At 68.2% G+C, this 19,946-nt stretch carries 19 protein-coding genes; 3 read left to right on the forward strand and 16 right to left on the reverse strand.

Annotated features, from left to right (window positions below; all coding sequences use genetic code 11):
• Window positions 1-8 precede the first annotated feature (8 nt).
• A complete protein-coding gene (gene secD, locus EV667_RS12465) occupies window positions 9-1,607 on the reverse strand; it encodes a protein translocase subunit SecD (protein WP_131835661.1) in 1,599 nt (532 codons plus the stop codon).
• 49 nt (window positions 1,608-1,656) lie between these two features.
• Window positions 1,657-1,995, reverse strand: a complete 339-nt coding sequence (gene yajC, locus EV667_RS12470; RefSeq protein ID WP_131835662.1) for a preprotein translocase subunit YajC — start codon at window positions 1,993-1,995, stop codon at window positions 1,657-1,659.
• A gap of 195 nt (window positions 1,996-2,190) precedes the next feature.
• Here yajC and EV667_RS12475 point away from each other — a divergent pair, with 195 nt between their 5' ends.
• On the forward strand, window positions 2,191-3,087 hold the full coding sequence (locus EV667_RS12475) for an ATP-binding protein (protein ID WP_131835663.1): 897 nt from the start codon (window positions 2,191-2,193) through the stop codon (window positions 3,085-3,087).
• A 78-nt stretch (window positions 3,088-3,165) separates the two neighbouring features.
• On the opposite strand, the gene EV667_RS12480 is transcribed toward EV667_RS12475, so the two are convergent.
• From EV667_RS12480 to EV667_RS12545, 14 genes are all read right to left on the reverse strand, one after another.
• Window positions 3,166-4,401, reverse strand: coding sequence for a M23 family metallopeptidase (locus tag EV667_RS12480; RefSeq protein ID WP_245516124.1), 1,236 nt, complete (start codon window positions 4,399-4,401; stop codon window positions 3,166-3,168).
• A 108-nt stretch (window positions 4,402-4,509) separates the two neighbouring features.
• A complete protein-coding gene (locus tag EV667_RS12485) occupies window positions 4,510-5,166 on the reverse strand; it encodes a protein-L-isoaspartate(D-aspartate) O-methyltransferase (protein ID WP_131835664.1) in 657 nt (218 codons plus the stop codon).
• Between the two features lie 40 nt (window positions 5,167-5,206).
• The gene (surE, locus tag EV667_RS12490) at window positions 5,207-5,980 is read right to left on the reverse strand and encodes a 5'/3'-nucleotidase SurE (protein WP_131835665.1); all 774 of its coding nucleotides are present in this window, start codon (window positions 5,978-5,980) and stop codon (window positions 5,207-5,209) included.
• A gap of 79 nt (window positions 5,981-6,059) precedes the next feature.
• Window positions 6,060-7,607, reverse strand: coding sequence for a serine--tRNA ligase (serS, locus tag EV667_RS12495; RefSeq protein WP_131835666.1), 1,548 nt, complete (start codon window positions 7,605-7,607; stop codon window positions 6,060-6,062).
• Between the two features lie 257 nt (window positions 7,608-7,864).
• Window positions 7,865-8,656 (reverse strand): twin-arginine translocase subunit TatC, encoded by a 792-nt coding sequence (gene tatC / locus EV667_RS12500; protein WP_131835667.1) that lies wholly within the window; start codon window positions 8,654-8,656, stop codon window positions 7,865-7,867.
• Window positions 8,653-9,492: a Sec-independent protein translocase protein TatB gene (gene tatB / locus EV667_RS12505; RefSeq protein ID WP_131835668.1), complete on the reverse strand. Its 840-nt coding sequence runs from the start codon at window positions 9,490-9,492 to the stop codon at window positions 8,653-8,655. Before tatB ends, tatC begins: the two co-directional genes overlap by 4 nt.
• Window positions 9,493-9,551: 59 nt before the next feature.
• Complete coding sequence (locus EV667_RS12510; RefSeq protein WP_131835669.1) at window positions 9,552-9,776, reverse strand: twin-arginine translocase TatA/TatE family subunit; 225 nt, start codon at window positions 9,774-9,776, stop codon at window positions 9,552-9,554.
• 67 nt (window positions 9,777-9,843) lie between these two features.
• A complete protein-coding gene (locus EV667_RS12515; RefSeq protein ID WP_131835670.1) occupies window positions 9,844-10,923 on the reverse strand; it encodes an ABC transporter ATP-binding protein in 1,080 nt (359 codons plus the stop codon).
• Window positions 10,924-10,953: 30 nt separating this feature from the next.
• Window positions 10,954-11,679, reverse strand: coding sequence for an SMC-Scp complex subunit ScpB (gene scpB / locus EV667_RS12520; RefSeq protein ID WP_131835671.1), 726 nt, complete (start codon window positions 11,677-11,679; stop codon window positions 10,954-10,956).
• Complete coding sequence (locus EV667_RS12525) at window positions 11,676-12,482, reverse strand: segregation and condensation protein A (protein WP_131835672.1); 807 nt, start codon at window positions 12,480-12,482, stop codon at window positions 11,676-11,678. Before EV667_RS12525 ends, scpB begins: the two co-directional genes overlap by 4 nt.
• A gap of 19 nt (window positions 12,483-12,501) precedes the next feature.
• Window positions 12,502-13,530, reverse strand: a complete 1,029-nt coding sequence (gene nagZ, locus EV667_RS12530) for a beta-N-acetylhexosaminidase (protein WP_131835673.1) — start codon at window positions 13,528-13,530, stop codon at window positions 12,502-12,504.
• Between the two features lie 14 nt (window positions 13,531-13,544).
• On the reverse strand, window positions 13,545-15,653 hold the full coding sequence (locus tag EV667_RS12535) for an SPOR domain-containing protein (RefSeq protein ID WP_131835674.1): 2,109 nt from the start codon (window positions 15,651-15,653) through the stop codon (window positions 13,545-13,547).
• A 90-nt stretch (window positions 15,654-15,743) separates the two neighbouring features.
• Window positions 15,744-17,510: an arginine--tRNA ligase gene (gene argS / locus EV667_RS12540; RefSeq protein WP_131835675.1), complete on the reverse strand. Its 1,767-nt coding sequence runs from the start codon at window positions 17,508-17,510 to the stop codon at window positions 15,744-15,746.
• A gap of 44 nt (window positions 17,511-17,554) precedes the next feature.
• On the reverse strand, window positions 17,555-18,727 hold the full coding sequence (locus tag EV667_RS12545) for a deoxyguanosinetriphosphate triphosphohydrolase (protein WP_131835676.1): 1,173 nt from the start codon (window positions 18,725-18,727) through the stop codon (window positions 17,555-17,557).
• Between the two features lie 98 nt (window positions 18,728-18,825).
• Here EV667_RS12545 and EV667_RS12550 point away from each other — a divergent pair, with 98 nt between their 5' ends.
• Together EV667_RS12550 and EV667_RS12555 are read left to right on the forward strand one after the other, a co-directional pair.
• Window positions 18,826-19,185, forward strand: coding sequence for a HesB/IscA family protein (locus EV667_RS12550; RefSeq protein ID WP_131835677.1), 360 nt, complete (start codon window positions 18,826-18,828; stop codon window positions 19,183-19,185).
• A complete protein-coding gene (locus tag EV667_RS12555; RefSeq protein ID WP_131835678.1) occupies window positions 19,185-19,937 on the forward strand; it encodes a 5'-methylthioadenosine/adenosylhomocysteine nucleosidase in 753 nt (250 codons plus the stop codon). The genes EV667_RS12550 and EV667_RS12555 overlap by 1 nt, the downstream gene beginning before the upstream one ends.
• The last annotated feature ends 9 nt before the right edge of the window (window positions 19,938-19,946 follow it).

The raw sequence follows: 19,946 nt of genomic DNA on the forward strand, positions 1-19,946 counted from the left end.
CGCCTTTCTTAGATCGGCACGCGCTGGGGGCGCTGCCAGCGCACCCACAGCGCCACCATAAGGCGGGTCAGCGTGAAGGCGGTGAAGACGGTGGTCATGATGCCGATGCCGAAGGTGATGGCGAAACCACGCACCGGGCCGGAACCGACATAGAACAGCACCGCTGCCGCGATGAAGGTCGTGATGTTGGAATCGAGAATCGTCGACAACGCGCGGGAGAAGCCGGCGTCGATGGCCGAAATCGCCGATCGTCCCGCCCTCGCCTCCTCGCGGATGCGCTCATAGATCAGCACGTTCGAGTCCACCGCGATGCCGACCGTGAGCACGACGCCGGCGATGCCGGGCAGCGACAGCGTCGCCCCAAGCATGGCCAGAAGCCCGAAGATCATGCCGACATTGATCGCCACGGCGATGTTGGCGATGACGCCGAACAGGCCGTAGGTCGCCACCATGAACAGTGCCACCAGAGTCGCGCCGACAATCGAGGCGATGAGGCCGGCCCGGATCGAATCGGCGCCGAGGCCCGGCCCGACCGTGCGCTCTTCCACCACCTGGAGCGGCACCGGCAGGGCACCGGCGCGTAGCAGGATGGAGAGGTCGTTCGCTTCCTGAACGGTGAAATTGCCGCTGATCTGGCCGGAACCACCCAGGATCGGCTCGCGGATGACCGGCGCCGAGATGACGTGGTTGTCGAGGATGATGGCGAAGGGCCGCCCAACATTGGCCTGCGTCGCTTCGGCGAAGCGGCGGGCGCCATTGGTGTTGAAGCGGAAGGTGACGACCGGCTCGCGCGTCGTCGGTTCAAAGCCCGGCTGCGCGTCGGTGAGGTCCTCGCCGGCGACCAGCACGCGCTGTTCGATCAGATACGGAACCGGCGGGTTGTCCTGGGAGGTGAGGACGTCCGTCCCGGCCGGCGCGCGGCCCTGCAGCGCCTGCTGCGGGCTCATCGTGTTATCGACGAGGCGAAAGGTCAGCTGCGCGGTCTGGCCGAGAAGGGCCTTCAGCCGCGAGGGGTCCTGCAAGCCCGGCACCTGCACCTGGATGCGGTCGGCACCCTGGCGCTGGATGGAGGGCTCGGTAGTGCCGAGCTGGTCGATGCGCTTGCGGATGATTTCGATCGACTGCGACACCGCCTGTATGGTGCGGGACTGGACGCCGGCCGAAGTCGGCGCCAGCTCGATGGTGTTGCCTGAGCGCGAGACATCGGTGTCGAGCTGGCCCGTCGTCGCCATGGCGCCGCCGATCGGCAGCGCCAGCGTGCGCAGCTGGGTGAGCGCCGCCTCGACATCCTGGCCCTCGCGGATACGCACCTCGACCGCCTCGCCCTGGATGGCAAGGCCGGTATAGCCGATCTTGGCGTCGCGCAGCACGCGACGGGCGTCGTCGCGCAGCTGCTCAAGCCGGATCTTGCGCACCGATTGGGCATCGACCTGCAGGACGATGTAGGACCCACCCTGGAGGTCCAGGCCCAGCACGATCTTGCGCTGGAGGAAGCTCGGCAGGCTGTCATAGGCGGACTGCGACAACAGGCTGGGCACGGCCATCAGACAGATGATGGCCGAGACCGCCAGGATCGCGAACGCCTTCCATTTCGAGAAGTAAAGCATGGGGTTCCTTCCGGCCGCCCTAGCGGTTACGGCCGCAAGAGGTCAGCGGTCAGGACTCGGTATCTTCCTTGGCCGGCTCGCCCTTGGCGCGAACCTCGGAAATCATGCCGCGCAGCTGGCGAATCTTCACGCCTTCCGCAAGCTGCAGCTCGATCTCGCCATCGTCGATCACCCGGGAAACCTTGCCGATGAGGCCGCCGGAAGTCACGACCGTGTCGCCGCGACGCACGCTCTTCACCATTTCCTGGTGCGCCTTCACCTTCTTCTGCTGCGGGCGCAGAATCAGGAAATACATGATCACGAAGATCAGCACGAAGGGCAGTAGCGACATCAGCATGTCTGTACCGCCGGCGCCGCCGGTCTGCGCAAAAGCAGGCGTGATGAACATGTCGGTTCCTTGTCCGTCGAAAAAAGGCGGGCGAAAGGCCCGGCGAAGCGGCGCGGACTATACTGACGCGCCCGCCGATTGCAAACGCCCTCGCCCGAATGCGCGGTCACAGCCGCGCCATGGCGTACCGAACGTTACGGTTCTGCTTGTCCCGCGCCGGCGCAATGGCTATTCCCGCAGGCGGAGGAGCCCATCATGACCCATACACCGGCCGATCTCGGCGCCGTTCTCACCCGCATCGCCGACGCGCTCGAACGCCTCGCCCCCGCCCGCGCCGCCACCGCCGACTTCACCCAGGCCGACGCCTTCATCTGGCACGCCGACGAACGCCGGCTGGAAGCCGTGCCGCGCGTCAGCCGGGTCGAGATGGAACTGCTCAAGGGCATCGAGCGGACCCGCGATCTGTTGATGGACAACACGCTGCGCTTCGCCCGCGACCTGCCGGCCAACAACGCCTTGCTATGGGGCGCGCGAGGCATGGGCAAGAGCTCGCTGGTCAAGGCCGCGCATGCCTCGGTCAACGCGGATATGGCACGCGAAGGCAAGCCGCCGCTCAAGCTGGTGGAAATTCACCGCGAGGATATCGAGACACTGCCGGCGCTGATGAGCCTGGTGCGGCCGGCCCCGTTCCGATTCGTCATCTTCTGCGACGACCTGTCCTTCGACGCCGACGACACCTCGTACAAGTCGCTCAAGGCGGTGCTGGAAGGCGGCATCGAGGGGCGCCCGGAGAACGTGATCTTTTACGCCACCTCCAACCGCCGCCACATATTGGCGCGCGAGATGGTGGAAAATGAGCGCTCGACCGCCATCAATCCCGGCGAGGCGGTGGAGGAAAAGGTCTCGCTGTCCGACCGTTTCGGGCTGTGGCTCGGTTTCCACAAATGCAGCCAGGACGATTATCTCGCGATGATCGACAGCTACATCGCCCATTTCGCCATCCCCATCGCGCCGGAAACGCTGCGGCAGGAGGCGCTGGAATGGTCGACCACGCGCGGGGCGCGTTCGGGCCGCACGGCGTGGCAATATGTGCAGGATGTCGCGGGGCGGCTTGGCGTTTCCTTGTCCGAACCGCCGGCCGCCCCGCGCTGACCGGCGCCAAGGTCCTAACGTCGCGCCGGATGGGTGCGGCGGAGCGCACGGCTCCGCCGTCGGATAGGCAATGGCGGCTCAGAGGCCGGCGAGATATTGCGACGGATCGACCGGCTGCGAGCCCTTGCGGATCTCGAAGTGCAGCTGCGGCGAGGTGACGTTGCCGGTCTGGCCAGCCTTGGCGATCACCTGGCCGCGCTTGACGGTGTCCCCCTTCTTCACGTCCAGCGCGCTGTTATTGGCATAGGCCGTGACCCAGCCGTCGGCGTGCTTGACGAGGACGAGATTGCCGTAGCCCTTCAACTCGCTGCCGGCATAGGCGACGACGCCGTCCTCCGCCGCCTTTACCGAGGTGCCTTCCGGCACCGAGATGTTGATGCCCTCGTTCTGCTGGCCGCCGGGCTTGGGCCCGAAGCCGGAAATGACGCGCCCACGCACCGGCCAGCGGAACTGCGGGCCGGCAGCGGTGGCGGTGCGGATCTCGTCCGGGGTCTCGGAAGGCTTGACGGCGGCGATGGTCTGCGGCTTCGGCCCGGCAGGCGCCTGGGCGACCGGCGTGGCAGCAGGTGTCGCAGGTGCAGTGGCGACCACCGGGGTCGGCTTCGGCGTCGCCGGGGTGGCGACGGCCGGCTTCGGCGCGGCGGCAATCACCGCCCCGCCCGTGGAGCCGGGAATGGTCAGCTTCTGGCCGATCCGCACCATGGTGTTGAAGTCGATGCCGTTCGCATTCGCCAGTTCGCTGCGCGTCAGGCCGTAATTGCGAGCGATCGAGCTCAGCGTCTCGCCCGGCGCCACTACATGCGCGCCGCCGCTCGCCGCGACCTGCGGGGTGGAGGTGCGAACCGGGGCGGCGGCAACCGGCGCGCTCAGCTGCTGCGGCTGGCTGCCATAAAGCGGCTGCGTACCGCCATAGGCCGGCTGCGGCGCGGCGGCGGGGGGAACATAGGTCGGGGCGGCCGAAAGCTGCGCCGGGGCGCCATAGGGGGCGTTTGCCACCGGCGTGCCGTAGGGAGCGGGGGTGCCATAATTAGCCGGGGCGCCGTAGGGGCCGGGCGCGGCGCCGGCTACCGGCTGGCCAGCCGGCGGCGCCATGCCGCCTGGATATCCGCCGCCCATCGGCGCGCTCTGCACCTGACCCGTCGGCGCGGCGGCGACCGAGCCCGTATAGGTCGGTGACGCGGCAAAAGGATTGGCATTGGGACTGTTGAACCGGGCGGAATCGGCACCGCATGCGGCCAATCCTCCCGCCGTCAGCGCGACGAAGGAAATCCGCATGAGTGGACCGCAACCGGACGCCGTCAGAAATTTACGCATCGCACCCCACCCGAACGCTGGACTCGGTGAGATTAATGCGTCGTACAGGTAAACAGCCGCTTAAGCCGAAGCCGACACGTCAGGAAAAATGGCGGATTCCCGGCATTCTCAGAGCACTACCGCGACACCGGGCAGCATGGGAACGAACCGCACCAGCCCGAGTTCGCGCGTCTCCAGCCCCTGCAATCCGCGCCGGTGGCGCATGAGGAACTGCGTGCCTTCGGCCGGGCCGACCGGGGCGACGAGAATGCCGCCCATGGCCAATTGCTCGAACAGCGCCGGCGGCACCTCCTCCACGGCGGCGGTGAGAATGATGCGGTCGAAGGGCGCGCGCTGGGGGGCACCTTCCCTCCCATCCGCGACCAGCACCTCGACATTGGCAAAACCGAGCGAGGCGAGCCGGCGAGCCGCGCTGTCGGCCAATGTGCGGAAGCGCTCCAGCGTCACCACATGGCCGGCGATGCTGGCGAGAATGGCGGCCTGATAGCCCGAGCCGGTGCCCACCTCCAGCACGCTGTGCGAGGGGCCGAGTTCCAGCGCCTCGGTCATCAGCGCCACCACGGTCGGCTGGCTGATGGTCTGGCCGCAGTCGATCGGCAAAGCAAGGTCCTGCCAGGCGATCGGGCGAAAGGCCGGTTCCACGAAGCGCTCGCGCGGCACCTGCTCCATGGCGCGCATCACCTGCCGCTCGCGCAGCCCGCGCTTGCGCAGCGCCAGCAGCAGCTCGGCGCGCTGCAGATCTTCGCTCTTCTCGGCGTCGCCCAAGCGCGACCTCCCTGCCCGACCCGGAACGGTGGGAACTGCGTCAGTGCGGTGCCGGCCCGAAAACCTGCGCGAGCCGGGTCATCATCGGCTCGTCGGTCATGTCGAGACGCAGCGGCGTGACGGAGATGCAGCCCTCGTCGAGCGCGTGCAGGTCCGAGCCGTTCACCGTCTCGAAGATACGCTTCTCGAAGGCGATCCAGTAATAGGGATTTCCCCGCCCGTCATTGCGCCCGTCGATGCGCAGCAGGTCCTGGTCGCGCCGGCCCTGCGCCGTCACAGCAATGCCGCGTACCGCGTCCACCGGGCGGTTGGGGAAGTTCACATTCATCACGATACCGGGCGGGATACCCTCCTCCAGCAGCGTGCGCACCACCTGCGGACCCCAGTGCTCGGCGACATCATAGGGCGGCGCCTTCTTGGTCTCGAAACCATAGGCCTGCGACAGGGCGATGGAGGGTATGCCGAGCACCGTGCCCTCCATGGCGCCGGCCACCGTGCCGGAATAGCCGACATCCTCGGCGACGTTCTGGCCGCGATTGACGCCGGAGAGCACGAGATCGGGCTTGTGGTCGGCAAGGATGTGCCGCACCGCCAGGATCACGCAGTCGGTCGGCGTGCCCTTCACGGCAAAGCGCTTTTCCTCGACCTGACGCAGGCGCAACGGGTCGGACAGCGAGAGCGAATGCGAGACGCCGGACTGGTCGGTTTCCGGTGCCACCACCCACACATCGTCCGACAGCGCCCGGGCGATGCGGGCGCAGGCGTCGAGCCCCGGCGCATGGATGCCGTCATCGTTTGTCACCAGAATCCGCATCTGTCCTCGCCTTTATTTTCGACGTCATCCCGGCCGAAGCGAAGCGCAGAGCCGGGATCGCTCTTCATTCTGCGTGCGATCAGACGCGCTCGATCCGCGTCAGCCCGCCCATATAGGGCACCAGCACATCCGGCACGGTCACCGAGCCGTCCTCGTTCTGGTAGTTCTCCAGAATCGCCACCATCGCCCGGCCGACCGCGACGCCCGAGCCGTTGAGCGTGTGCAGGTAGCGCGGCGCCTTGGCGCCCGCCGGTCGGTAGCGTGCATTCATCCGCCGCGCCTGGAAATCGGTGCAGGTGGAGCAGGAGGAAATCTCGCGGAAGGCGTTCTGCCCCGGCAGCCAGACCTCGATGTCATAGGTCTTGGCCGAGGCGAACCCCATGTCGCCGGTGCACAGCGTCATCACCCGGAAATGCAGGCCGAGCTTCTTCAGCACCGCCTGCGCGCAGGACAGCATGCGCTCATGCTCGTCCGCAGACCGTTCCGGCGTGGTGATGGAGACCATCTCCACCTTGTTGAACTGGTGCTGGCGGATCATCCCACGCGTATCCCGCCCCGCCGACCCCGCCTCGGCGCGGAAACACGGGGTGAGCGCGGTGAAGCGTAGCGGCAGTTCTTCCTCGGAGAGGATGGACTGCGCGACGAGATTGGTCAGCGGGACTTCGGCGGTGGGGATGAGCCAGCGGCGAGACAGCCTTGCCTCGCCAATTCGGTCTAGAGCTACAGCCCCTGCGTACTCATGGAGTTTTTGACGAAATTGACCGACATTTTCAGCGCCAGTAAGCCTCTTGTAAAACGCTGAGACATCCTCCTCACTGAGGTCCATATTATCCGGAACTGAAATTGGCCAATCGTATTCCGCATTGACGTAATTATTGAATATTACACTCGCAATATCTTTCGCGAGCGATTTCATTGTATCATCGGAAAATAGATTCAACGATAGCGCAGCGAACTGATCGTCTTCAAACTTCGGCAGTTGCGCCGTGCCGAACATGGCGGCGTCGTTCACCAGAATGGGCGGCGCGACTTCCATGTAGCCGTGTTCTTCGGTGTGGGTGTTGATGAAGAACTGGCCGATCGCGCGCTCCAGCCGGGCGAGCTTGTTCTTCAGCACCACGAAGCGCGCGCCGGAGAGTTTTGCCGCCGCCTCGAAATCCATCTGGCCGAGGCCTTCGCCGATCTCGAAATGCTGCTTGGCGACGAAGGGAAAGCCGATCTTCTGGCCGACCAGCGCGATCTCGACATTGCCGTGCTCGTCCGCCCCTTCCGGCACGTCCGGCAGGGGCGCGTTGGGGATGGCGGCGAGGCGGCTGTGCAACTCGCCCTCGGCCGCCTTCACCTGCTCTTCAAGCGCCGGAATGTCGGTCTTCAGCGCCCCGACCTCGGCCATCAGCGCCTCGGCACGCTCGTTCTCGCCCGCCTTCTTGGCGGCGCCGATCTCCTTGGAGGCGGCGTTGCGGCGGGCCTGCAGCTCTTCCAGCTTGACGATGCCGGCGCGGCGGGTCTCGTCGAGGGCAATCAGCCCGTCGACCAGCGCCTTCGCCTCCTCCGAAGACGTCCCACGCCGCACCAGCGCGTTGATGAGCCCGGCCGGCTCCTCGCGGATCCACTTGATGTCGTGCATGGCAGTCTCGCCTTCAAACGCGCCGCTCCGGCCTCGCGCCGGGACTTGAGGGACGTAGCCAATCGGGACGGCGGGGACAAGTGCGGCGCCTGCGAAAGCGCGTGAGCGGCAAAGACGTGCCTGCTTCGAGGCTCGCTTTGCTCGCGCCTCGGCATGACGGGCAACGCCAAGCCAAAACGAGCGGCGTCATCCTGAGTCGACCGGCAAAGCCGGGCCTCGAAGGATCAAGGGCTCGGCTTCGGCGGGGCAGCGCGGCCTCAGACGGCGGCGTCTGCCTCTTCCTCCGGCGCGGCCTTCTTCTTCTCGACAAGGCGCACGAGATAGACCGAGACCTCGTAGAGAAGCAGGGTCGGGATGGCGAGGGCGAACTGGCTCACAATGTCCGGCGGGGTCAGCACCGCCGCCGCGACGAACACGCCGACAATGGCGTAGCGCCGGGCCTTGCGCAGCTGGTCGGAGGTGACGACCCCGATCTGCGCCAGCAATGTGAGAATGACCGGTAGCTGGAAGCAGATGCCGAAGGCGAAGATCAGCGTCATGATCAGCGACAGATACTCGCTGACCTGCGGCAGCATCGAAATTTCGGGCGAATCCGGCCCGGCCAGTTGCTGCATGGAGAGGAAATAGGTCATCGCCAGCGGCATGGCGACGAAATAGACGAAGGCCGCCCCGATCAGGAAGCACACCGGTGTCGCGATCAGATAGGGGCGGAACGTGTTGCGCTCATGGCTGTAAAGCCCCGGCGCCACGAACATGTAGATCTGCGTCGCCACGATGGGGAAGGAGATGAACGCCGCCCCGAACATGCCGAGCTTGATCTGGGTGAACAGGAACTCCTGCGGCGCGGTGTAGATGAGCTTGACGTGCTCCGTGCCGCCCGCCGCGAACTCATAGGGCCAGAGCAGGATGTTGTAGATGAACTTGCCCAGCATGAAGCAGGCGAAGAAGGCGATGAAGAACGCGATCAGCGACTTGATCAGCCGCGAGCGCAGCTCGATCAGGTGCTCGATCAGCGGCGCCTTCGACGAGTCGATGTCATCCTGGCTCATGTGGCCGGCCCTTCATTGCCGGAGGCCGGCTTGACCCTGACGCGCGGCTTGGCTGCCCGTTTGGCAGGCGCGGCCTGATCCAGCGAGGCAACCGCCTCGGAGACCTCGGGCTCCGCAGCCCCCGGCGCCTCCACCGGCTTGCGCGCCGTCCGGCGGGGGGCGGGCCGTGCCGCCTCCGCAGGCGGTGCAGCCCCCTCCGCCACCGGAGCGGCGGCGCGCACCCGCTTCGGCCTGGCGGCCGGCGCGAGGGCGGGAGTGGGCTCGGCTGGTTTCGGGGGCTCGACGGGGGCGGCGGCCGTCTGCGGGCGCGGCGCGACGGCAGCCTGAGTGCTCGCAGAAGCCGGGACAGGCGCGGCAGAAGCCGCCGGCGGGGCCGGGGCCGCCGCTTCAAGCCCGGCAGCCGCGCTGCGAACCTCGTCCTCCACCGTCTCGAACGGGTGCGGCTCCAGGTCGCCCGGCGACGGCACCGCGGTTTCCACCGCAACCGCAGCCGGCGGCAAGCCTGTGCCTGCCTCGACGCTGCCGGTGGGGGCCTTCAGATCGGTTTCGATATCCTGCAGCGGATTGGTCGGCAGCGCCTTCGCTATCGACTCGCGCGCATTGCTGGCCAAACCGGAGAGGTCGCTTCGCAGCCCGCTCACGCTGTCCTTGAGGTCGGAAAGCTCCGCCTCGCGAAGCGCCTCGTTGAACTGCCCCTGAAACTCGCCGGCCATATGGCGCAGCTTGCGCACGCCCTGCCCCATCGAGCGCAACACGCGCGGCAACTCCTTCGGGCCGATCACCACGAGGGCGACGACGCCGATGACGAGAAATTCCGTCCAGCCGATATCAAACATGCATTACGCGGGGTCGCTGAAGCGCGACCCTCCCCGATCGAAAAGCCGTGAGGCCGGAATCAGCTGACCTTGGTCTGCTCGGCTTCCACCTTCGCCTGGTGATCGATCGAACGCGCCGGCTCACCGGGCTTGGCCGGCGTCTCGTCCTCGTCGGCCATGCCCTTCTTGAACGCCTTGATACCCTTGGCGGCATCGCCCATCAGCTCCGACAGCTTGCCGCGACCGAAGAGGAGGAGCACGACCACCAGCACGATGATCCAGTGCCAGATGCTCAACGAACCCATCACAAAACTCCCTTGTCCGAAGCGCCGCCGGCCCCTTTCGGCCGCGCATCGCAATTGAACCCGGACACTAGGGCCGGCCCGTGGCGAAGACAAGAACCTCCGCCGGCTCGATGTTCACTCCGACGTCATGCCCACGCAATAGGCCCGCCGTGGTGCGCCGGCGTGCGACCAATGGCCGGTCCAGCCCCTCCACCGCCACCTCGTAAAGGTCCAGCTCGCCGAGGAAGCGGTGGTTGACGATTCGTCCCGGCACGCCCGAACCGGGGGCCTTGAGTTCGATCCCCTGCGGGCGGATGGCGGCGATCGCTCCGGCGCCTTCGGCAAGGCCGGGCGCGGCGAAGCGACCGAGTGCGGTTGTCACCCGACCGCCGCTCACCTCCCCTTCCACTTCATTGATTTCGCAGAAGAAACGCGCCACTTCAATGTCGGTGGGGTGGCGGTAGAGCTCTTCCGGCGGTCCCACCTGAACCAGCTTTCCCTTGCGCATCAGCGCGATCCGGTCGCCCAGCCGCAGCGCTTCTTCCGGGTCATGGGTGACGATGATGCAGGTGGCGCGGGCGTCGCGCAGCACCTTCAGCGTCTCGCTGCGCACACTTCCCCGGAGCCGACTGTCGAGCCCGGAGAACGGCTCGTCCATAAGGAGAATGCCGGGGCGCGGCACGAGCGCGCGGGCGAGCGCGACACGCTGCTGCTCGCCGCCCGACAAAGCATGTGGATAGTTTTCCGCGTAGCCCTCCAGACGCACACGCTGCAGCGCCCGCAGCGCCTCGTCATGCGCACCCGCCGGCCCGAGACGGCGCAGGCCGAAGGCGACATTCTCGACATTGGTGAGGTGCGGGAACAGCGCGTAGTCCTGGAACACCAGCCCGATGGCGCGCTTTTCCGGCGGCACGAAGGCCCCAGGGCCGGCCACGACCTGCGTGTCGAGCAGGATTCGCCCGTGGGTCGGCCGCTCGATGCCGGCGATCAGCCGCAACAGCGTGGTCTTGCCGCAGCCCGACTGGCCGAGCAGGCAGATGATCTCGCCCGGCTCCACCGTGAGGCTGACGCCGCGCACGGCTTCGACCTCGCCATAGCCGTGGCGCACATCCTCGATCACCAGCCGGCTGGCGAGCGAGACCGGCGTGCGTGAAGGCTGGGACGGCATGGCGGTTCCTGTCTCTGTCAGCATTTAGGCTCAGCCGTCCTGATCCTCGTCCCCGTCCGGCTCGGGCGCGAAGGAGAGCTCGAATTCCGGCTCCAGAGGGTCCTCGTCGTCTTTCAGCCCGGGGTCGTCGCTGGGCAGAGGTATGGTCAGGCCGGCCGTGACGCGCGAATCGATCAGCCCTGTGCCGCGCAATTCGTCGAGGCCCGGCAGGTCCTGGATGGCGTCGAGCCCGTAATGGACGAGGAAGGTCTCGGTGGTGCCATAGGTCACGGGTCGCCCGGGGCTGCGCCGCCGCCCGCGCAGGCGCACCCAGCCGGCGGCGAGAAGCACGTCGAGCGTGCCCTTATTGGTGGAGACGCCGCGAATTTCCTCGATCTCGGCGCGCGTGACCGGCTGGTGATAGGCGATGATGGCCAGCGTCTCCAGCGCGGCACGCGAGAGCCGGCGCGGCTCCGGCTTGTCGCGGGCGAGCAGGAAGCCGAGGTCGGGGGCGGTGCGGAGCATCCATTTTCCGGCCGCCCGCACCAGATTGAAGCCGCGGTCGGCGTAATCGGCCGACAGCGCGGTGAGCAGCGCCCGCACATCCGCGCCTTCCGGCAGCCGGGCGGCGATGATCGACTCGTCCAGCGGCTCGCCGGCGGCGAACAGCATGGCCTCCAGCAAACGCAGGTCAGGATCGCGTCCGGGCGGAGGCAAGGGCGCAGTCTCCTGCATCTCCCGGTCTGTCTGCGCGATCCGTGCGGCTTCGGCGCTCATGCGCCCTCCCCCGGCCCGTCGCGTCGGCTGCGAATCCAGATCGGCGCGAAGCTCTCCTCCTGCTGCACGTCGATCAGCCCCTCGCGCACCATTTCCAGCGTCGCCGAGAAGCCCGACGCCAGCGCCGTCGCCCGCATCTTCGGGTCGGCGATCCAGTTGAGCAGGAAGCCGTCGAGCCGCGACCATTCGCCATGCAGTGCCAGCCGGCCCATCAGACGCTCCAGCCGCTCGCGCGCCTCGGCCAGCGAAATGACGTTGCGCGGGGGAAACCGCACCTGCGAGAGCGCCATCTTCTGGCGCTGCGCGCCATAGGCGGCGAGCAGGTCGTAAAGCGTCGCCTCATAGACGATAGGCCCGGCCGCCTGCAGCGGCTCCGGCGCGCCACGCACGAACACCTCATGGCCGATGCGGTCGCGGGTGGCCAGATGGGCGGCGGCCGCGCGAATCTGTTCCAGCCGGCGCAGGCGCTCGGCGAGGTCGGCGGCAAGGTCGGACGCGCTCGGCCCTTCCTCCTTCGGCGGATCGGGCAGCAGCAGGCGCGATTTGAGGTAAGCCAGCCACGCCGCCATCACCAGATAGTCGGCCGCCAGCTCCAGCCGGATGCGGCGCGCTTCCTCGACGAACAACAGATATTGCTCGGCGAGCTGGAGGATGGAAATGCGGTGCAGATCCACCTTCTGCGTGCGCGCCAGCGCCAGCAGCAGGTCGAGCGGTCCCTCAAAGCCGTCGACATCCACCACAAGAGCGGGTTCGCCCGCCTGGCGTGCGGCGTCGGCATCGAAGGTGAACTGGCTTTGAACCATGCGGGACCGCGATCGACGTTCAGGACGTCGCGATCATAGCCGAAAAACGCGCCCGCGCCTCGCCCAGCACGATTTCTTCCGGGGCGACGAGACGCGCGAGCGCCGCCGCACAGCGCCGCGCCGCCTCACCCTGCAGTATCGGGGTGCGGGAGGCCACTTCGCTCATCTCGTCCAGTCGCCCGTTGCAATGCAGCGCGAGATCGCAGCCGGCGGCGAAGGACGCCTCGGTGCGGCTGGCCAGCGAGCCCGCCAGCGCGCCCATGGAAAGATCGTCGCTCATCAGCGCGCCGTCGAAACCGATATGGCCGCGAATGATCTCCGCGATCACTTTCGGCGAGGTGGTCGCCGGCCGGTCGGGGTCGATGGCGGCGTAGACCACATGTGCCGTCATGCCCAGCGGCAGGTCGGCGAGCAGGCGGAACGGCGCGAAATCGGTCGCCTCCAACTCGGCGCGGGAGGTTTCCACGATGGGAAGGCTCTCATGGCTGTCGGCGCGGGCCCGGCCATGGCCGGGAATGTGCTTGAGAACGGGCAGCACGCCGCCGCTCATCAGCCCCTCGGTCGCCGCTCGGGCGAGATGGGCCACCTGTTCCGGCGTCGCGCCATAGGCACGGTCACCGATGATTCCGTGGCCTTCCGGCAGGCGCAGGTCGGCGCAGGGCACGCAGTCCACCGTGATGCCGAGCGCCGCGAGATCGGCCGCCATCAGCCGGGCACCGAGCCACGCCGCCTCGGCCGCGCCGTCCACATCGCCGGCCTCGGCCCGGCGGGCGAAGAGGTCGGCGGGCGGATAGGCCGGCCAATGCGGCGGCCCGAGCCGCTGCACCCGCCCGCCCTCCTGGTCGATAAGCACCGGCGCATCGGCGCGCCCCACCGCCTCCCGGAAGGCGGCGACGAGCGCCGCCACCTGCGCGGGGGTCTCCACATTGCGGCGGAACAGGATCAGCCCCCACGGGGCCGCCTCCTTCAGGAAGGCGGTCTCGTCGGCGGTGAGCGCGGTTGTGGCGCAGCCGGTGATGAAGGCGCGCGGCACGTTGAGGGCGTTCATGACGGTCCGGCGTGTCAGTTGCGCGCGACCATGCAGGTCGTGCCTTGAGCGCGCAGGGCCTCGCACAGGTTGACGGCGCCCTCACGCGAGCCGAACGAGCCTACCTGGGCGCGGTAATAGATGCCGCGATCGCCGAGATCGGCCCGCTTCACGCTGAAGGGCTGGTTGCGCAGCAGGTCCGCGTACCGGGCCTGGGCGCTACGCCAAGTCGCCTGAGCTTCCGCCTCGGAGCGAACGGCGGCGATCTGCACGACATAGGCGCCAGCCGGCACCGCCGCATTGCTCGCCGCCGAGGCGGGAGGGGCTGCCGCCACCCGGGCAGGAGGCGCCGCCGCCGGCGCAGGTGCCGGTTCCGCAGCCGGTGCCGTGTCCGCCGGCATGTTCTCGACGATGGAGGGCGTGGCCGAAAGCGGGGTCGGCGTGGTCGGCACCGCGCCACCTGAGCCGAGGTTCAGCGCAACGGGATTGCCCGCCGGCGACGCAGACGCGCCGGGCGGCAAAGGCGCGGCGGGGACCGGCATTTCCACGACAGTGCCATCGGCGCGCACGGTAAGCGTGCGCACCCGCTTGGGTTCGCCCGAGCCGGCCTGCGACGAGGCGCTGCCACCCGACGGCGTGGTCTGAATGACGCGCGGCTGTGGCTGCGCCGCCTGCGACACGTCGACCGGCTGCTCTTCGCTGGACACCACCTGCTCGTTGCCGGTGGTCGCGCCACCGCCGACGCGGTCATAGATCAGCTTCTGGCCATCGGCGGTCTGCTCCGCCGCCGGCTGGTTCGGCACCACCTTGTTCGGCCCCTGTTCGGCGCGAATGACAGGCGGCGTGCCCGACACGCCCGAGCCCGACGGGCCGGACACCAGGACGTAGCCGATGGCCGCCGCCGCGATGAACACCAGCACCGCCCCGCCCATCATCAGCAGGCGCTTGCGGTTGGGCCCTCGGGGGGCCTCCTCCTCGGCGGCATAGTCCTCATAGGCCTCTTCATCCGGCGGATAGTCGCCGGCCGAGCGGCCATAATCATAGGCGTCCTCGTCGAGATCGACGGCCTGCGGGGCCGGGGCGCTCGCGGGTCGGCTGACCGGAGCCGGAGCAGCGGTCGGCGCCGCCGCGTAAGCGGGCGGCACCGGGGCATCGACGGCGCGGGCGGCGGTCGTCGCCCGGGTCATCCAGGCCGGCACGCGGGAATCGGCGGAGTTCTCGTCGGCACCGGCCGGCGGTGCGGAAGGCGCGCGCACGGCCTCGCGGGCGGCCGCCTCACGACGCGCCGAGTCCTGACGCACGGCTTCCTGACGCACGGCTTCCTGACGCAGTGCCTCCCGGCGCATCGCCTCTTGGCGCGCCGCTTCCTGACGCGCCGCTTCCTGGCGGGCGAGATCCTGACGGGCAAGGTCTTGGCGGGCAAGGTCCTGGCGGGCAAGGTCCTGGCGGGCGGAATCCAGACGCACAGCCTCCTGCCGCGAAGCCTCCTGTCGGAGCGCTTCCTGCCGGGCCATGTCCGCCGGCGTCATCGGCGGCCGCGCCGCCGGTGCGCGCGGGGCGTCGGGGCGTTGAGTCTCGGGACGTTGAGTCTCGGGACGTTGAGTCTCTGGGCGAAGAGCGTCAGGACGCGGGGCATCGGCGCGCGACGGCTCGGGGCGGGGAGCCATCGGGCGCTGCGGCGCCGATGGAGCGGCGGCCTGCGGGGCCTCCGCGCGCGGCGTCGGCATGCGGCGGGTCGCATCGGTAGCCTGCGGGCGCGGGGGAACATAGGGCGCGCGCGGATCAGGGCGCTCGCCACGGGCGGGCTCGCGATGCGCGTCGCGGGCCGCTTCCTCCGCGCCGGAGCGCGACAGCGGCGCGGCGCGCGGCACGCCCTCGCCATAGACCTCGGCCGCCAGCGCGGCAAAAGAACCGGGCGTCGGACGCCCCTCCTCCGCCGGGCGGCGGGCCGTCAGCGGCGGGCGCGTCGGTGGGGGGGCTGCGGGCCGGTTAGAGGGAGGCTGGGCCGGGGCGGGCTGACGGGCGGGTGGCGCCTGCCGCAGCAGATCGGCGAAATCGTCCTCCTGGGCCATCAGGCGCGCAAGTTCGGCAAGCGGGTCCTCGGCGGCATTTTCCGGCCGGTCACGCATGTTCTCATTGCCCATCTTCAGAACCTGTTCGCCACGATCACAACTAGGACCGCCCACCGGGCGGCATCACGGGAGCGGCAGGTCGAACGAACCGTCGCGAGGCGCTCACCGCATTTCTTCGGGAGCATCGACTCCAAGAATGGAAAGTCCTGAAGCGATGATCAGCGCGACGGCATGCACCAAAGCCAGCCGCGCATAAGTCAACTCTCGATCATCTTCGATAATGAAGCGTAAATGAGGCAGCTCCTTTCCGCGATTCCACTGTCCGTGCAGCGCGCTGGCGAGTTCATAGAGATAGAACGCCAGTCGGTGGGGCTCGCGCGCCGGGGCCGCCTGCTGGATCAGGCGCGGATAGTTGGCGATCAGCCGGGCGAGGCCAACTTCCCCCTCGTCGTCCAGTCGTGCCAGCGCTCCGCTGGCAAAATCGGCCGGCGCCGCCGGCAGGCCGGGAAACGCCTGTGCGGCATTGCGCAGGATCGAGCGCGCCCGGGCATGGGCGTACTGCACATAGAACACCGGATTGTCGCGCGACTGCTCGATCACCTTGGCAAGATCGAAGTCGAGCACGGCGTCGTTCTTGCGGTTGATCATCATGAACCGCACCGCGTCGACGCCGACCTCGTCGACCACGTCGCGCAGGGTGACGAAGTCGCCGGAGCGCTTCGACATCTTCACCGGCTCGCCATTGCGCAGCAGGCGCACCAGCTGGCACAGCTCGATATCAAGGCTCGCCTCGCCGTCCGAGGCGGCTTTCACCGCCGCCTGCATGCGCTTGACATAACCGCCATGGTCAGCGCCCCAAATGTCGATCATCCGCTTGAAGCCGCGGTCGAATTTATCCTTGTGATAAGCGATGTCGGCGGCGAAATAGGTGTAGGCGCCATCCGATTTCATCAGCGGCCGGTCCACGTCGTCGCCGAACTGGGTGGCGCGGAACAGCGTCTGTTCGCGGTCCTCCCAGTCCTCCACCGGCTGCCCCTTGGGCGGCGCAAGGCGTCCCTCATAGACGAGGTCCCGCGCCCGGAGCGTGTCGAGCAGGCGGTCGATGGTGCTCGGCGCGCCGTCGGGGCGCGCGTGCAGGGTCCGCTCGGAGAAGAACGCGTCGTGATGGATGTTCAGCGCCGCAAGATCGGTGCGGATCATCGCCATCATCGCGTCGATGGCGACATCGCGCACCGCCGGCAGCCACTCGGCCTCCGGCTTGTCGCGCAGGGTGCGGCCGTATTTCGTCACCAGTGCCTTGCCGACAGGGACGAGATAGTCGCCGGGATAGAGCCCCTCGGGAATGGTGATCGGCTCGCCCAGCGCCTCGCAGTAACGCAGGAAGGCGGAGCGGGCGAGCACGTCGACCTGCGCGCCGGCATCGTTGATGTAATATTCGCGCGTTACCTTCCAGCCGGCAAAGGCCAGAAGATTGGCCAATGCGTCGCCGAACACCGCGCCCCGGCAATGGCCGACATGCATCGGGCCGGTGGGGTTGGCGGAAACATATTCCACATTGATCGGCTGGCCGGCGCCGGTATCCGAGCGCCCGAAATCCTGGCCCTGCTGCAATACGGCGGCGATCACCTGCGGCCAGTAGGAGCCGTCGAGGGTCAGGTTGATGAAGCCGGGACCCGCCACATCCACCTTCGCCACGCCGGGCACGGCGGCGAGCTTTGCCGCCAGCTTGTCCGCCAGTTCGCGCGGCTTCAGCCCGGCGTCCTTGGCCAGAACCATCGCCGCGTTGGTGGCGAGGTCGCCATGACTGGCGTCGCGCGGCGGCTCCACCACCACCCGCGCGGTATCCACGCCGGGCGGCACCACCCCCTCGCTCGCGAGCTGGACGAGCGCGTCGCGGACGTGGTCGACGAAGAGGGCAAAGAGGTTCATAGCGGCAGCTCCCGGCACGGCAGACCCAGAAGGGGCCGCTGCCGCTACCGCAGTTCCGGTGCCCTGTCAAAGAGCCGCGCATGCTCCGCCAGGGCATAGCGGTCGGTCTGGCCGGCAAGGAAATCGGCGATGCGCCGCGCCCGCGCCGCCTCTGTTCGGCCCTCCACGCTGGCGCGCCATTCCTCGGGCAGAGCCTGCGTGTCGTCCATGTAGCGGGTGAACAGGTCACGCACCACGTCGCCGGCGGCTTCCATCGTCTCCATGACGCGCGGATGCCGGTACATGCGCGGAAACAGAAACGCCTTGATCGCCTTTTCCGCCGCCGCCGTCTCCACCGAGAACCCCACCACCGCATGGCCGAGCCGGCGGATGTCGTCGGCGCTATCGGGGGCCGCCTGTGCGATCCGCCGGCGGCTCTCCTCCACCACGTCGGCGATCAGCACGGTGATCATCCGCCGGCCGAGTTCGTGGAACATCCGCGCCCGGTCGAGCCCGGGCCAGCGGGCACGGATATCGGCAAGGATGGTCTCGACCAGCGGGAGGGCGGCCAGTTCCGTGAGATCGAACAGGCCCGCCCGCAGCCCGTCATCGAGGTCGTGCACGTCATAGGCGATATCGTCGGCGATGGCGGCGACCTGCGCTTCGGCGCTGGGCCAGCTCCACAGCCATAGATCCTGCCGCTCGGCATTCACCGCGATGGCGTGCGGCAACGGCCCGGCCTGCGGGCCGTTATGCTTGACGATCCCCTCATGCGTCTCCCAGGAGAGGTTCAGCCCGTCATAATCCGGATAGCGATTTTCCAGCCGCGTCACCACCCGCAGCGACTGGGCATTGTGGTCGAAGCCGCCATAGGCCGCCATGCAGGCGTCGAGCACCCGCTCGCCGGCATGGGCGAAGGGCGGGTGGCCCAGATCGTGCGCCAGCGCCAGCGCCTCGCTTAGATCCTCGTCGAGGCCGAGCGCGCGGGCGACCGAGCGCGCCACCTGCACCACTTCCAGCGTATGTGTGAGGCGGGTGCGGTAATGGTCGCCCTCGTGGTAGGAAAAGACTTGGGTCTTGTAGGCCAGCCGGCGGAAGGCGCTGGAATGGATGATGCGGTCGGCGTCGCGGCGGAAGGCGCTGCGCGCGTCCCCGTCGGGCTCGGGATGGAGCCGCCCGCGGCTCTCTTCGGCTTTCGACGCCCATGGCGCGCGCGGCGCCGCCCCGGCCACCGCCATGCGCAATTCTCCTGCCAGTCGCGCGCGCAGCCCCTTTGACTCGCGGGCGGCAGCACTTAACTATCGGTACAGGTCATATTCAACGGTAAGTGTGCAACATGAGCGCAGGTTCTTCGCCCGACATCGTTGCGGTAGCCTCCGTTGGCGTCACCGCCAGCGCGGCGCGGCGCATCGCGGACATTCTCCGTGGCGAGCCACCCGAGAGCATGCTGCGGGTCAGCGTGGAAGGCGGCGGCTGCTCCGGCTTCCAGTACAAGTTCGACATTACACGCTCCCGCGAGGCGGACGACATCGTCATCGCCGAGGGCGAGGCGAGCGTGGTGATCGACCCCGTCTCGCTGGAATATATGTCGGGCTCGCATATCGACTATGTCGACGACCTGATCGGCGCCTCGTTCCGCATTGCCAACCCGCAGGCCACCGCCTCGTGTGGCTGCGGCACCAGCTTCGCCCTCTGATGCGCCCGACCGGCGTGCTCTGCGCCATTCCGCAGGAATTTGCCTTTCTCGCCGACAATCTCACCGGCACCGAAATCACCGAGCGCGCCGGCATGGTCTTCCATTCCGGCCGGCTGGACGGGCACCGCGTGGTGCTGGCCCGCGCCGGCATGGGGAAGGTGAATGCCGGCATCGCCGCGACGCTGCTGCTGGAGCGGTTCGACTGCCGCCTGCTGATGTTCTCCGGCATTGCCGGCGGGCTCGACCCGGCGCTTTCGGTCGGTGATGTGGTGATCGCCGATCATGTCGTGCAGCACGATGCCGGCTATTACGACCCGGATGAGGCGTTCATCGTCTATCAGGCCGGGCACCTGCCCTTCTTCGCTCCGCAGGAAGAGCTCGGGTACAGCGCGGATGGCGCGTTGCTGGAGCGGGTGCGTGCGGCCTTGGCCGATCTCTCTCTGGCCCCGCTCTCGGCTGCCGGCGGCGAGAGGGTGCCGCAGTTGCATTACGGGCGCATCCTCACCGGCGACCAGTTCGTCAATTCCGAGACGCTGCGTGAGCGGCTTTTCCGTGAGTTGGGCGGGGCGGCGGTGGAGATGGAAGGCGCAGCGATGGCGCAGGCCGCCGCCGCCTATGGCGTGCCCTGGCTGGTGGTGCGGACCTTGTCCGATCTCGCCGGGCGCAACTCGCATTTCGATTTCCGGCAGTTCGTCGACGAAGTGGCTTTGTCCTCCGCCCTCATCGTGCGTCGGCTGCTGCCGGTGCTGTAGAGTGGCGGC

The sequence above is a fragment of the Ancylobacter aquaticus genome (assembly GCF_004339465.1).
Taxonomy (GTDB): Bacteria; Pseudomonadota; Alphaproteobacteria; order Rhizobiales; family Xanthobacteraceae; genus Ancylobacter; species Ancylobacter aquaticus.